Source organism: Marinobacter sp. C7 (assembly GCF_022343555.1).
Classification (GTDB): domain Bacteria; phylum Pseudomonadota; class Gammaproteobacteria; order Pseudomonadales; family Oleiphilaceae; genus Marinobacter.
Genome location: NZ_JAKQZH010000002.1, coordinates 630,121 through 643,351, shown reverse-complemented (window position 1 = coordinate 643,351; position 13,231 = coordinate 630,121). Strand labels below are relative to the sequence as shown.

Here is a 13,231-nt window from a genome sequence, read left to right as displayed (position 1 = left end):
GGCTACCTCACAGCTTGATGCAGACGTTCTTCATTTCGGTGTAGAACTCCAGGGAGTGCACACCACCTTCACGGCCAATACCTGACTGCTTGCTGCCACCAAAGGGTGTGCGCAAGTCACGGAGGAACCAGCTGTTGACCCAGATGATGCCGGCTTCAACCTGACCGGCCACACGGTGAGCGCGGCTCACGTTCTCGGTCCAGATTGCCGATGCCAGGCCATAGGGGAGCCTGTTGGCCAGTTCAATCGCTTCTTCCTCAGTGTCGAACGGACAGATATGACAACAGGGCCCAAAGATTTCATCGGTGACGACGGCAGAATCCTCGGAAAGACCTGTCCAGATCGTGGGCTGAACCCAGGCACCACCGGCGTATTCCTCCGGCATGTCCGGGACACCACCGCCGGTGACAACCGTTGCACCGTCCTCAACCGCTTTCTGGTAGTAGGACAGAACCTTCTCCCGGTGCTTGAGGCTGACCAGGGGGCCAAAGTTGGCCTTGTCATCATCGGGCGGGCCAATCCGCAGTTTTTCCGCCTCTTCCTTCAGGCGCGACACGAACTCATCAAAGATCGAACGCTCCACGTAGACACGCTCGGTGCCGAGGCATACCTGGCCACAGTTCACGAATGCGGAACGCATGGTGCCTTCGATCGCCTTATCCATGTCGCAGTCGGCAAAGACCAGGCCGGCGTTCTTGCCACCCAGTTCCAGGGAGATATCCCGGATTCCTTTGGCAGCGGATTTCATGATGATTTCACCGGTGGTGGTTTCACCGGTAAAGGTGAAGCCGTCTACGTCCTGGTGTTCAGTCAGGAAGGCGCCGGCGGAATCACCACCGAAGCCGTGAACGACGTTGTACACGCCGTCCGGTACGCCGGCGTCCTTCATCACCTCACCCAACAAGGCCGTGGTGCTCGGAGTTTCCTCTGAAGGCTTGACCACGACGGTGTTACCACAGGCGAGGGCTGGCCCCACTTTCCAGGTCATCAGCAGCAAAGGCAGGTTCCACGGGCTGATTACACCGATGACACCTTTGGGTCGACGCACCGCGTAGTTCAGTGCACCGGTGCCATCCGGAGTGGGCATTTCAAAGGATTCGGTGGGCACGTTCTTGATCATGTCCGCGAATACCTTGAAGTTGGCCGCACCCCGGGGGATGTCGATGTGACTGGCCATGGACTTCGGTTTCCCGGTGTCCTGGCACTCCGCCTCCAGAAACTCGTCAAAGCGGTCGTTGATGCCATCGGCCACCTTGTGCAGAATCCGGGTGCGCTCCTCCAGCGTCATCTTGCCCCAGGGACCGCGCAGAGCGGCACGGGCCGCTTTCACGGCCGCGTCCACTTCTTCCCGGCCGGCCTCGTGAACCTTGGCGATCACCTTGCCGTTCACCGGGTTGACGTTGTCAAACAGCTTTCCGCTGGCAGAACCCACGTACTCGCCGTTGATGTAGTGCTTGATCTCTTTCATTGCTGCTTAGTCCTGTTTCAATCGGTTCGGGATCAGGTCAAAACGGTCAGGAAGCGTTCGTTCAGCACACGATCGTGATAGAAGATCGCTTTGCCGAGCTGTTCAGCCTGCCAGGTCACCGGCTTGTGATCCGGGTAGAAGTAATCGCCGCCACAGAACACCTCGTTACGGTTGCCGGACGGGTCAAAGAAGTAGATGGTCTTGCCATGGGTGAGACCGTGGCGGGTCGGCCCGATATCAATGGAGGTATCGGTCATGGAGATCAGATCCGCTGCCCGCAGCACGTCTTCCCAGGTTTCCAGGAAGAACGATGCATGGTGGAACTTGCCTTTCTCTTCATGGTGAATGAAGGCAATGTCGTGTTCTTTCATCGACACGGTGAGGAACTGGGCAATGCGGGTGCCTTCAGGGTCCAGCACCTGCTCGGCAAGGTGGAAGCCCAGAACATTCACGAAGATGTCGTATACGGCGGCCAGCTCCGGGCCATAGAACAGGCAGTGGTCAAAACGAACGGCCTTCATGCCCTGCAGGCCACGGGGCCAGGCTTCCGGGTTCACGCTCGACAGGCCCCACTTTCCGGTGTACTGCTTGTCAGCAAACAACTCGAAGGTATGGCCTGAGGGCACCTGGAAGCGGACCCGACGGCCACAATCCTTCAGCTCCTCAGCCGGTACCTGCTCAACCTCGACGCCATACTCCACCAGATCCCTTTCCAGCTGGTTCAGAGCCTCTTCATTAACCACCTTGAAGGCCATGAAGTCACAGCCTGGCTCGTCGGCTTCACGCAGAACCAGAGAGAACTTGTCCACTTCAGTCCATGCTTTGAGATACACACGGCCCTGGTCGTCGCGATCGGTTTCGATCATGCCCAGCAGGTCCGTATAGTGTTTTACAGCTTCATCCATATCGAGAACACGGATCTGGACGTGGCCGGGGCGCATTACACCTTTCTTCATGACAATTACCTCAACGATTTTGTTGTTGTTTGCTTGGCAAGTGCGGCCTCAGGAAGGGGCACGCACTCTATGGTCAAATCCGTCAGGGGGTAGATCCGGCAGGCCAACACTTCCCCCTTTTCAACAGCTTCGGGGGGAACATGCACCTTGCTCATCTTTCCGCACTCGAACTCCCCCTCCAGCACTCTGATCTTGCAGTAACCGCAACCCCCACCGCGGCAACCGACAGGCACACACTTCAGGCCCAGTTGCTCCATGGCCTTGAGCACACTCTGGCCATCCTGGCAGGTGAAGCGATCTCCGGTGGTCCGGTTCAGTACATGGAATCCGGCCATGACTGCCTCCCCTGTCATATCTTCTTGAACAGGGCCGAGCGCTGGGTTTCTTCCGCGCCATCCGCCGCTGTCAGGAATTTCTCCATGAAGATGTCCCGCTCGAACAGCCGACCCTGCATCAGGGCGGTGATGGCAGCATCGATCATGGGAGGTGGCCCGCACATGTAGGCCTTGTTGCCCGAGAAACGACCGTCGTAATGCTCCTTGGCCGCTTCATGGACATAGCCCCGGAATCCCTGCCAGTCGGCATCGTCTGCTGCGTCACTCAAGGCCGGTACGTAGGTGAAGTTGTCGTGATCCCGGTCCAGGGCCTCGAACAACTCCCGGTTATAGAGTTCGGCCTGGTTCCGGGCGCCCTGGAACAGGGTGATCTTGCGCTCGTCGTTCTGCTCCAGCAGATCGAGGATCATGGATTGCGGGCTGGAGAGCCCCGAACCGCCGGCGATGAAGATCAGATCCCCTGGCTGGGAGCTGCGAACGAAGAACTGACCGTAGGGGCCGGACAGATTCAGCTTCTCGCCGTTCTTCAGTTGCTCGTGGATGTACGTGGTGGCGGCACCGCCCGGTACCAGACGCACGTGCAACTCCACTTCATCGGCCTTGCTCGGCGGATTGGCCAGCGAGAAAGCCCGCGGCCCATCCACGCCAGGCAGTTCAATGTTGATGTACTGGCCGGCCTGGAAAGTCATCGGCCGATCCAGCTTCAGGTGCACACCCTTGATGGTCGGTGACAGATCAACGATATCGGTGACCGTTGCTTCATAATCCTCGACCGGGTAGCCCTCGAAGTCCGGGTCTACATCAATGTCCGCTTCGATGGTGACGTCGCTCTCGACCGTGGCGCAGCAGGCAAGGACTTTGCCTTCGTCCCGTTCCACATCCATCAGGGCGAACGGCGATGCATCGCCAACTTCGACATCACCCTCCAGCACCTGGACCTTGCAGGTGGCACAGGTGCCATGGCCGCACGCAAAGGGCAGCCAGACGCCCTGGCGGAGAGCCGCCTGGAGAATGGTCTGGCCATCCTCCACCTCAATCTGCTCGCCAATCGGCTCGATGGTTACGGTGTGACTCATGACAGTGCCCTCAGGATGCGGTGCCGGCGATGCCGTCCAGCCCTTTGGTGGTGACGGTCAGCATGCTCTTGTGATCAATGCCGCTGTCCTTGAGGGTGGCATTGGCATCGGGGATGAATGATTCGCCATTCAACTGCCACGTGGCGCCGAGGAAATCGGCTTTCGCGGCATCCGGATGGGCCGACACCGCCGGCTTCAGCACTTCCTCGATCATCGCGCCGAAGGTCATGTCCGGCGCAACCAGAAAGGCAAAGGGGGAGCAGTACATCAGGTGATGCGGCCAGTAGACATACAGCAGCTGCATGCCGTGGAAGTTCTCGACCTTGTCTCTCGGTTCGAATTTGTAGTCGTATAAGGCATTTACACTCATGATGGTCACCTTGTTGTTTTTGTGGGTGAAGCATCCGGAGCCCTGAGGCTCCGGATGAATCCCGGATCAGGCGGCGTCCTGGCTGGAACCGCTTTCTTTGTCATCACTCTGCTTGCCCTTGATGGACAACCAGCGCTTGTGGTCCGGGGACCCGATGTACTCGAAATTGTCCTCGCCGATATTGATGTGGTAGTACTTCGACACCACGGTCTCGACGTCCCCACCTTCGCAGTTGCCCTGGTAGATCTGGTGCACGGGCAACCAGGCCTGAACGTACTTCTCCGGTTCGTCCTTGAAGATGTCGCAGCAGCCGTCCGAGCAGAAGTGATAGCGCTCGCCCTCGTGGACAATCTGGCGGTGACTCAGGACAGTCGGATCATCTTTCTCGGTGAAGATGGTCGGGATCTGGCACACCTGGCACAGCTGCGGCAGGGTGTTGTTGTAGAAACGGCGACCTTCCGCGTGTTCCTTCGCCCAGTACTCGAAGCGGGGGCGATAGTATTTGTCGAAAGTTTCCGGGTACTTCTGGGACAGCCAGTCCAGTTCGTCCTTTTCCGGCATCCAGGTGTGGAAGTTGGTCGCATGGCCGTACTGGTAGAAGGTGGCCCAGGCCTGGTGGCTGACATGGTTCTTGGCGTCATTGGCCACGTCCTGGTACTTGGGCGGACGGATGCCGTAACGCTCCAGATCCTTGAACAGGGCACCACCATTCTGCTCGTAGTACACCTCCCAGGCCTCCGCCCAGGACATGACCCGGTTCGGCAGCATGTAATCCATCATCATTCCCACCAGACTCAGCAGGCGGAAACCACGCCAGAACCACTTGTCGATCCAGCGCTGCACGATGGGTACGTTGTCCTCGTGCTGCTCCAGGATGAACTTGATGACTTCAAGCCCCAGGGTCATGTGGCGCGCTTCGTCGGACTGGGCCGAGAAACCGAAGGTCACGGTGGCCATATCACCGTTGTAGGCGGCACCTGACATGAACGGTACGAACAGCAGATTGGTCAGTACATACTCGAACGAGAACGAGATAGCGGTCAGGAACTCGAACGGGCCGGCGGTACGCGCGTCGTCAAAGAACGACTTCGGTACGGACAGGAACCACACCCGGTCGTGCATGTGAGCAGCATCATGCAGGCCGTTGAAGTGCTTGTTGTAGTGGCTCATCGCGTGCTGCTGGGTCTGCGAGTGACGCAGCTCGTCGATCGCCTGCATCTGACACGCCACCCGGGCGCCGGCGCCGCTGAAGTCCCGGCCAACGCGGGCATAGCCCTGGAACGCAGCGTGCTCCAGAGGAGATACGCCGGTCAGGAACAGTTTCAGGGCATTCACATAACGGGCATCCGAGATATTCTGGTGGCCGTTGTTCTGGGCAAACGCATCGAAGATCGCATACAGCTTCTTCTCTTTCTCGGCCTGGTATTTCCAGTAAGCATCCATGGTCAGACGGAATGGGTCTTCCCACTGGGACCAGTCGGTGATCTTGATGCCTTCGAACGATTCGTTCGGAAAGATGTCCTCTTTCTTCTGGTAGCTGGGCTCCCAGGCCATATCCCGGGTCAGGTACTGGTACTTGTCTTTGAGATTAAGCTTCTTGTTTTTAACAGGCATGGTATGTCTCCCAATCAGTTCCACTGAAGAATGAAGTGGTCGTCGTCTTCATCGACGTTGCCGCCGATACTGATCACATCGATCAGCATCTCCTGCACGTCCCAGTCGCGACCGAGCTTTTCTTCCATGGTTTCCCGGTTGATCACCAGGCGTTTCTCCGCCTGGATCCGGATCATCGCGGGCTGGTGCTGAACCTCCGCTTCCGGGTTGTCCTCGGCAATGGCGTCCACCAGGTAGCGGGCGTTGTCGTTGTCCTGGAAGGCAATGAATACGAGCTGGCTCATGCGGATACTCCCTGGCTGTTAAGACCGAATTTCTTGAGACGGGTGGCGAGTTGGGCCCGGGTTTCGTCCAGGGCTTCAATACCGGTGCTGGCTTCTGCCAGAGGCTTGAGTGCGTCGTAAACCCGCGGCTCCCAGTGATCGATCCAGGTCTGCAGCAGCTCGCGATTGGCTTCGCTGTCAGCGGCCACCGCTTTCATCATGGCGTTGGTCCAGCGCAGGGATTCCTTGTACCAGTCGCGCATGAACTCGGTGAGCATGGAGACGTCTTCGGCATCCTGTTCGCCCAGCCACTGATCCATCTTTTCGTAGACCAGCGGGTAGAGCAGGCCGTCCATCAGAACGTTCTGGACCAGGCTCAGCTCAAACCAGTCCTGCATGACCAGGGTGTCTTCCACCAGCTTGCGCAGCGGCTGCCAGAGTGCATCGTCCATCCAGTAGCCCTTGGACTCGTCCAGACTGGTACCGGTACTGCCGTCGATCATCAGCGCGATCCGGGACAGGTACTGGCCGATGCCGAGGCGGTCCATGGCCTGATAGATATGCATCTGGGCGACGGTCGTGGCGGTGGCGTCACCGGCAGCCTTGCTGTTGTTCATGTTGGCTCCGAGCTCGACGTGACGAAGCGGAACCAACAGGCGTAGCAGCTGCTTCTGGGTTTCCTCGGGCAGTCGGCCCAGCAGGTTGCGCTTTTCGCAGAAGCCAAAACTGGTCTCGGCCGCTTCCTGCATCTTGGCGCGGTTGCCCACGTAGGCGCCGTAGTAGAACTGACGTGGATCGGTCACCGCATACCAGTCTTCCATGCGGATGGCGGTGCGGTTCGGATCGTTGAGTCCGTGCTCGGAATCCCACAGCGGGCGGTAGTGGAAGTTGGTCTTGGCCTCAAGGTCGTAGCTGGCCTCCTGGTAACGCGAGGCCGGCTTGTCGCCGAAACGACGGGCAATGTGGCCGTAGGTCTGGCGGATAGGTTCCACCGAGTTGGTCTTGATTTCGATGCTCATATCAACTTAACCGTCTTGTTGTTGTGAACGTGGAGGTTGATGGGTGTTGCCTAGTAACGCTGTCCCCGCTCCCCGAACCGCCACTTGACCATGTCTTCGTCAATCTCGCGGATCATGTCGGAGTCCATGTGGACAACTTTGTTGTGCTTGCAGAAGAGTTCGAAGGCCTCGCGAGGCAGCACAAGCTCGACGAACAGTTCCGGGTAGCCAATGGCAAAGTCGAATTCAACGAACTTCTCATCCGGCTCGCTGCGGACCCGGATGTATCGGGTCAATTCGTCGAAGGTTTTGATGTCAGTCGGAGAGGTCATTGTTTGCCCCTTGTGTTTGTTGTTGGCTGCAAGGGGTGGAGCAACGGCTGTGCCAGATTGGCCTCAGGATCAGGAAAGAGTTTTCAGATCACTGTTTTTAAATGTTTTTTCTAGCAGTCTTTGGGTCGAGGGCTTTCCGGAAGGAGAGCGGGGAAGGAAAAAAGAGGCGGGCATTTTTTATCAAATAATCAATTTTCATCACTCGCGTAAGCAAATGCTGAGAAGGCCTGGACTGGCCACTTTCTGAACAAAAAATTTTATCATTTGGTTGATTTTTGACTTTCATCAGGTGTTATATAAAGAGCCAACAACCGAAAACGAGCTCCAACAGAGCCGTCCCACTACAACTACAACAGGGACATCCCCATGGCCGTTACCTACAAGCCACAGTTGAATTACGTGGATTTCCGGGATCTTACGGAACAGATCCGGTTTCAGAGCACGGAAGGCAAAATCTGGTTCGGCGAGCAACGAATGCTGCTCATGCACCTGAATGCCATGGCGGCGTTCCGCCGGGAGATGGTGAACAGCATGGGCGTGGAAAGGGCCAAGGGGTTCTTCCTCAGGCTTGGTTACCAATCCGGGGTCCGGGATGCCGAACTGGCCCGCAAACTGCGACCTCACTGTGACGAACTGGACATCTTTCTTGCCGGCCCCCAGCTCCATTCCCTCAAAGGCATGGTCAAGGTGATTCCGCTGGAAATCGATATTGACCAGGAAACCGGGGAATTCTATGGCAAGCTGGAGTGGATCGATTCCTTCGAGGTCGAGATCTGCCAGACCGAGCTTGGCCAGATGGATGAGCCCGTCTGTTGGGCACTGCTTGGCTACGCCTGTGCCTACACGTCCTCGTTCATGGGCCGGGAAATCATTTTCCGGGAGATCAGCTGCCGCGGTTGCGGTGATGAAAAGTGCATCATTGAGGGCAAACCGGCGGAACAGTGGGACGACGCCGAGGAATTTGCCCGCTATTTCAGGGCCGACCCGATCATTGAAGAACTATATGACCTGCAGGCCCAGCTGAGCTCCCTGCGCAGCAGCCTGCAGAAACAGCAAGGCCAGTACTACGGCATCGGCCAGTCCGCCGCCTACAACAAGGTCTGCAAGATGATCGACAAGGCCGCCCAGGGCAAGGTTTCCGTCCTGCTCCTGGGTGAAACCGGGGTCGGCAAGGAAGTCATTGCCCGCAGCGTCCATCTTCGGAGCGAGCGCGCGGAAAGTCCTTTCGTCGCGGTGAACTGTGCAGCCATTCCGCCGGATCTCATCGAGGCAGAACTGTTCGGGGTCGAAAAAGGCGCCTATACCGGCGCCAATCAATCCCGGGAGGGGCGTTTCGAGCGCGCCAACGGCGGCACGATTTTCCTGGATGAGGTGATCGAGCTTACGCCCAGGGCCCAGGCCACGCTCCTGAGGGTTCTGCAGGAAGGTGAACTGGAGCGGGTTGGCGACAACCGGACACGCAAGGTCAACGTCCGGGTTATTGCCGCCACCAACGAAAGCCTTGAGCAAGCTGTCGAAGAAGGCAGGTTCCGGGCCGACCTGTTCTACCGACTCAATGTCTTCCCGGTGAAGATCCCTCCGCTGCGGGAACGGCTGGAGGACCTGCCGGTATTGATCGAGCATTTCCTCGGCAAATTCCATTCAGAGTATGACAAACGGACACTTGGCCTGTCCGACAAGGCCCTGGACCTGTGTCTGAGATATCACTGGCCCGGCAACATCAGGGAGCTGGAGAATGTCATCGAGCGTGGCGTGATTCTCACCGACAACAACGAAACCATCAGCCAGGAAGCGCTGTTCGTAGTCTCCCCGCCTACGACAGAGAGTTCACCCACCGACTGCGTGGATCCGGGCGGCAAGGTCACCACCGGCGGACCGGAAAGCAGCGCCACAGGGCACTGGTCTGAACATATCCTCGGCGCAAACATCAGTCTTGAGGAAGTCGAAGAGACGCTCATGCGCGAAGCCATGGAACGGGCGAACCAGAACGTGTCCAAGGCAGCGCGCATCCTTGGGCTGACACGCCCGGCGTTGGCTTACCGACTGAAGAAATCCGGAATCCTGGCCGAAACCTGAGGCCTGAAATCCCGGGACATGGATGTCCCTCCCTCCTCCTTGATCAAATCGACAACCCCTCCACCCAGTTAACGATTTGATAAAAATCAAACCACTTTCCTGCTCCCATCAAAGCATTGATCAAATGCTCAAAACTCCGATTTAGGCATTATTTTTCAGTAGCTTGAAAGCACTTTAGCCGTCATGGCACAGCGGTTGCTGAGTCACCGTCAGTCGCTTTATCCACAAAAACAAAGACGGTGACATAACATGCCATACGCTTCGGAGTGCCCTCGCGGCATATTCCCCCCTTCGATTGCCATCGCCGGCCTGTCCGCGATGTTGCTGACCGGATGTGAAGCACCGCTGAATCTTGAAGCTGTCAGGGAGCAGTCCCAGCAGGCCATTCAGCGCACCGACTTCTTTCAATCCCTGGCGCAGAACGATCAGGTGGTTGCCATGGCCGGTAATTCCGGCGCGCTGCTGGTCAGTCGGAATGACGGTCAGGACTGGCAACGGATCTCCGTATCCACCAGCGAAAGCTTCCTGTCCCTGGATACCTGTCCGGACGGAAGTTTCATTGCACTGACCTTCGACAACCGACTCTGGCACGGGAACCCGGCCGGTACCGACTGGACACCCCACGATCTGCCCAGCCGGGAACAGATGATGACCGCGACCTGTGCGCCTGACGGTTCCTGGTGGACAGGCGGCAGCTTCACCACGCTCCAGAGTTCGTTTGACCAGGGCGCAACCTGGAATGAAACCACCCTGAACGAAGATGCCATCCTGACCAATCTCCAGTTCCTGGACACTGACACCGCCATTGCCACCGGGGAATACGGCCTGGTTCTGAGAACCCGGGACGGCGGCCAGACCTGGGATTACGCCGGCTACCTGCCGGAGGAATTCTACCCCCACTCCGCCCACTTCGAGTCTTCCGACGAGGGATGGGTGGGGGGCCTTAACGGCTTCATCTATCACACCACGGATGGCGGCGAGAGCTGGGACCGCCAGGCCACGGACACGAGCATGCCGGTGTTCGGTTTTATCGATGCTGACGGTGCCCTGTTCGCGCTCGGCGACAACGCCACGGTCCTCACACTCCAGAACGACCACTGGACAAGCCTGGAGACGCCCAATCAGCCCCTGTACCTGCGCGACGGCGTTGTCCTCAGGAACCGTCAACTACTGGTTGCCGGTGGACGAGGGCTGCTTCTTCATCTCGACATTCCCGTGGCCAACGTGGCCAGTAACAACCGAGGAAACTGATCATGGCCGGACTGCATCGCTTCACGCATTTCCTGCACCTGCTGGAACTCTGGATATTCAGGAATCCGAGGAAAGTACTGACGCTCATCGCACTGCTCACGTTGTTCTTCGCCCTGCGGATTCCGGGGCTGAAGATCTACACGGACTTCGCGGACCTGCTGCCACAGCAGCATCCCTACATCGAGCTCCACAACAGCATCAAGGACGACTTTGGCGGCGCCAATGTCCTGGTGGTCGGGGTTGAATTCGCCGAAGGCGACATCTTCTCCAACGAGAACCTGGCCACCATCGACCGGGTCACCCAGGCCGTCGACAACCTGCCCGGGGTCAACCACAACCTGGTGGCCAGTGTCACTCACCGCAACTCCCGGGAAATCTGGCTGACCGAGGTAGGCAGCATCAATTCCGAGCCCTACTACGACTCCACCCAGGGCGAATACTCCGAGCAGGCCCTGGCGGAAATGAAAGCCGCCGTTGCCGCCAACCCCCGGGTTTACGGACCACTGGTTTCTCCGGATTTCAGAATGGCACTGGTCAAGGCCCAGCTGATCGAGGGCAAGCTCGATTACGCAGAGACCTTCGCCCAGCTGCAGGAACTGCGCCAGCAGGAGGCCCACGACGGTGTCACTATCTACGCCACCGGCCAGCCGGTGCTGGTGGGCTGGGCCTATACCTACATGGACCAGATCCTGCAGATTTTCATCTTCACCGTACTTGCCATGCTCGCGCTGCTGGTCTTTCACTTCCGCAAGGCTTATGGCGTGCTCATACCGCTTGGCGGCGTCCTGATCTCCACGATCTGGGGGCTTGGGATCATCAGTCTGCTCGGGTACAACCTGGACCCACTCGGGCTGGTGATCCCCTTTTTGATCGCTGCCAGAGCCATGAGTCACGGCGTTCAACTGGTGGAGCGCTACTACGCCGAGACCCGCATCCTGGGCGAAGGTCCGAAGGCCGCCAAAGCCACCTTTGACAGTCTGTTCCGCCCGGGCTCACTGGGTGTGGTCTCCGATGCCATCGGTCTGTCACTGATCGCCATCGGTTCGATTCCGCTGAATACCCACCTGGGCATCTACGCCTCCCTGTGGGCGATCACCGTGGTCTTCACCGTGCTGATCGGTGTCCCGCTGCTGCTGTCCATCCTGCCGACTCCGAAGAACGCCGAGATGCGGGAAACCGCATTGCGTTACATCGGCAGCAGCTGCTCCCGGACCGTGACCCGCCCCGGCCGCGCCCGAGTGGTTCTCGTGGCGGCGGCCATCGTCATGGGCGCGGGAGTTCTGGCAGCCTCGAATGTCCAGATCGGCGATTCCGAACCCGGATCCCCCATTCTCTACCCCGACCACGACTACAACATCTCTTCCCGCGTGGTGAATGACCGTTTCCCCGGTTCCGAAGAACTGTATGTGATTGCGGAAACCGACGAGAAAGGCGGCCTGAAACGGCCGGAGGTCCTGAAGGCGCTGGCCGATTTCCAGGCCCATATGCTGGGTGACCCGGCCGTCGGCGGCAGCAAGGGCCTGCCGGATCTGGTCAAGCAGGTGAATCGCCTGATGCACAATGACGATCCGCGCTGGTACCAGATCCCCCACGACGAGCGCTATGTCGGCGGCCTGATGTTCACCTACATGGCGTCCAGCCCGATCCCCGGCGCCCTGGACGAGTTCAACGACACCGACGACCGTGTTGCCAACCTGGTGTTCTTCTACAAGGACCGTCAGGGGGAAACCATTCGCCGGGCCATCCACATGGCCAAGCAATGGATTGCCGAGCATGGCAACGACGTCGAAGGCCTGACCATCCGGTTGGCCGGGGGCACCCTCGGCGTCGCTGCCGCGATGAACGAGTCGGCTTTCGACACCAACCTGATCGTGCTGCCGCTGGTTTTCCTGCTCATCTTTGCCTTCGTGATGCTGTTCTACACCTCCTGGCACGCGGGCCTGATGATGCTGCTGGCGATGCTGTTCGCCACCACCCTGACCTACGCCTACATGGGGCTCTATGGCCTGAGCATCGACATCAATACGGTACCGGTCATTGCCGTCGGTATCGGTGTCGGGATCGACTATTCGATCTACATGATGGACCGGATCCGCGAGGAAATGGCCAAGTGTGGAGAGCTGCGCGAGGCCGTACGCCGGGCCATCGCCACCACCGGCATGGCGATCAGCTTCACCGCCCTGACCCTGATGGCCGGAATCATCATGTGGGTGATCTTCTCCGATCTGCGCTTCCAGTCCGACGCGGCGATGCTGCTGTGCGTGATGATCGTGATCAACGGCATCGCCGCGATGCTGCTGGTGCCATCCTGGGTGCTGGTCTTCAAGCCCCGTTTCATTACCAACGTCTACGCCGACGAAGACGGCATCCTCCATGCCGATCGTCCACGCCCTGAACCGACTCCATCGCCCGCCAGCAACACGCTGGAAGGTGACGGATACGTAGCCGGAGCGACGTCCCGGGTCTGACCCGGGCGTCCTCCACCACAACTT

Annotated in this window: 12 protein-coding genes; 3 read left to right on the top strand and 9 right to left on the bottom strand. The window is 58.6% G+C overall.

What is annotated here, in order from left to right; translation table 11 throughout:
• Positions 1–7: 7 nt before the first annotated feature.
• The 9 genes from MD273_RS12785 to MD273_RS12745 form a co-directional block, all read right to left on the bottom strand.
• A complete protein-coding gene (locus MD273_RS12785; RefSeq protein ID WP_239038170.1) occupies positions 8–1,468 on the bottom strand; it encodes a 2-hydroxymuconic semialdehyde dehydrogenase in 1,461 nt (486 codons plus the stop codon).
• Positions 1,469–1,500: 32 nt separating this feature from the next.
• On the bottom strand, positions 1,501–2,424 hold the full coding sequence (locus tag MD273_RS12780) for a catechol 2,3-dioxygenase (RefSeq protein ID WP_239038169.1): 924 nt from the start codon (positions 2,422–2,424) through the stop codon (positions 1,501–1,503).
• A 5-nt stretch (positions 2,425–2,429) separates the two neighbouring features.
• On the bottom strand, positions 2,430–2,759 hold the full coding sequence (locus MD273_RS12775; RefSeq protein ID WP_239038168.1) for a 2Fe-2S iron-sulfur cluster-binding protein: 330 nt from the start codon (positions 2,757–2,759) through the stop codon (positions 2,430–2,432).
• A gap of 14 nt (positions 2,760–2,773) precedes the next feature.
• Complete coding sequence (locus tag MD273_RS12770) at positions 2,774–3,835, bottom strand: NADH:ubiquinone reductase (Na(+)-transporting) subunit F (RefSeq protein ID WP_113861809.1); 1,062 nt, start codon at positions 3,833–3,835, stop codon at positions 2,774–2,776.
• Positions 3,836–3,845: 10 nt separating this feature from the next.
• Positions 3,846–4,205 carry a phenol hydroxylase subunit P4 gene (locus MD273_RS12765; protein WP_113861810.1) on the bottom strand — a complete coding sequence of 120 codons (360 nt, stop codon included), beginning with the start codon at positions 4,203–4,205 and terminating at the stop codon, positions 3,846–3,848.
• Positions 4,206–4,271: 66 nt separating this feature from the next.
• On the bottom strand, positions 4,272–5,819 hold the full coding sequence (locus MD273_RS12760; protein WP_239038167.1) for an aromatic/alkene/methane monooxygenase hydroxylase/oxygenase subunit alpha: 1,548 nt from the start codon (positions 5,817–5,819) through the stop codon (positions 4,272–4,274).
• A 14-nt stretch (positions 5,820–5,833) separates the two neighbouring features.
• Entirely contained in the window at positions 5,834–6,103 is a 270-nt protein-coding gene (locus MD273_RS12755) for an MmoB/DmpM family protein (RefSeq protein WP_113861812.1), read from the bottom strand.
• Complete coding sequence (locus MD273_RS12750) at positions 6,100–7,101, bottom strand: aromatic/alkene monooxygenase hydroxylase subunit beta (RefSeq protein WP_239038166.1); 1,002 nt, start codon at positions 7,099–7,101, stop codon at positions 6,100–6,102. Before MD273_RS12750 ends, MD273_RS12755 begins: the two co-directional genes overlap by 4 nt.
• A gap of 50 nt (positions 7,102–7,151) precedes the next feature.
• Positions 7,152–7,412, bottom strand: a complete 261-nt coding sequence (locus tag MD273_RS12745) for a phenol hydroxylase subunit (protein WP_239038165.1) — start codon at positions 7,410–7,412, stop codon at positions 7,152–7,154.
• Positions 7,413–7,778: 366 nt separating this feature from the next.
• On the opposite strand from MD273_RS12745, the gene MD273_RS12740 reads away from it, so the two are divergent.
• From MD273_RS12740 to MD273_RS12730, 3 genes are all read left to right on the top strand, one after another.
• Positions 7,779–9,488 (top strand): sigma-54-dependent Fis family transcriptional regulator, encoded by a 1,710-nt coding sequence (locus tag MD273_RS12740; protein WP_239038164.1) that lies wholly within the window; start codon positions 7,779–7,781, stop codon positions 9,486–9,488.
• A 249-nt stretch (positions 9,489–9,737) separates the two neighbouring features.
• Positions 9,738–10,739 carry a WD40/YVTN/BNR-like repeat-containing protein gene (locus MD273_RS12735; RefSeq protein ID WP_239038163.1) on the top strand — a complete coding sequence of 334 codons (1,002 nt, stop codon included), beginning with the start codon at positions 9,738–9,740 and terminating at the stop codon, positions 10,737–10,739.
• A gap of 2 nt (positions 10,740–10,741) precedes the next feature.
• A complete protein-coding gene (locus tag MD273_RS12730) occupies positions 10,742–13,207 on the top strand; it encodes an efflux RND transporter permease subunit (RefSeq protein WP_239038162.1) in 2,466 nt (821 codons plus the stop codon).
• Positions 13,208–13,231: the final 24 nt, after the last annotated feature.

Excerpts from the sequence above, each read along its gene's own strand:
- MD273_RS12785 (WP_239038170.1), bottom strand. The coding sequence starts at position 1,468 with ATGAAAGAGATCAAGCACTACATCAACGGCGAGTACGTGGGTTCTGCC.
- MD273_RS12780 (WP_239038169.1), bottom strand. The coding sequence starts at position 2,424 with ATGAAGAAAGGTGTAATGCGCCCCGGCCACGTCCAGATCCGTGTTCTC.
- MD273_RS12775 (WP_239038168.1), bottom strand. The coding sequence starts at position 2,759 with ATGGCCGGATTCCATGTACTGAACCGGACCACCGGAGATCGCTTCACC.
- MD273_RS12770 (WP_113861809.1), bottom strand. The coding sequence starts at position 3,835 with ATGAGTCACACCGTAACCATCGAGCCGATTGGCGAGCAGATTGAGGTG.
- MD273_RS12765 (WP_113861810.1), bottom strand. The coding sequence starts at position 4,205 with ATGAGTGTAAATGCCTTATACGACTACAAATTCGAACCGAGAGACAAG.
- MD273_RS12760 (WP_239038167.1), bottom strand. The coding sequence starts at position 5,819 with ATGCCTGTTAAAAACAAGAAGCTTAATCTCAAAGACAAGTACCAGTAC.
- MD273_RS12755 (WP_113861812.1), bottom strand. The coding sequence starts at position 6,103 with ATGAGCCAGCTCGTATTCATTGCCTTCCAGGACAACGACAACGCCCGC.
- MD273_RS12750 (WP_239038166.1), bottom strand. The coding sequence starts at position 7,101 with ATGAGCATCGAAATCAAGACCAACTCGGTGGAACCTATCCGCCAGACC.
- MD273_RS12745 (WP_239038165.1), bottom strand. The coding sequence starts at position 7,412 with ATGACCTCTCCGACTGACATCAAAACCTTCGACGAATTGACCCGATAC.
- MD273_RS12740 (WP_239038164.1), top strand. The coding sequence starts at position 7,779 with ATGGCCGTTACCTACAAGCCACAGTTGAATTACGTGGATTTCCGGGAT.
- MD273_RS12735 (WP_239038163.1), top strand. The coding sequence starts at position 9,738 with ATGCCATACGCTTCGGAGTGCCCTCGCGGCATATTCCCCCCTTCGATT.
- MD273_RS12730 (WP_239038162.1), top strand. The coding sequence starts at position 10,742 with ATGGCCGGACTGCATCGCTTCACGCATTTCCTGCACCTGCTGGAACTC.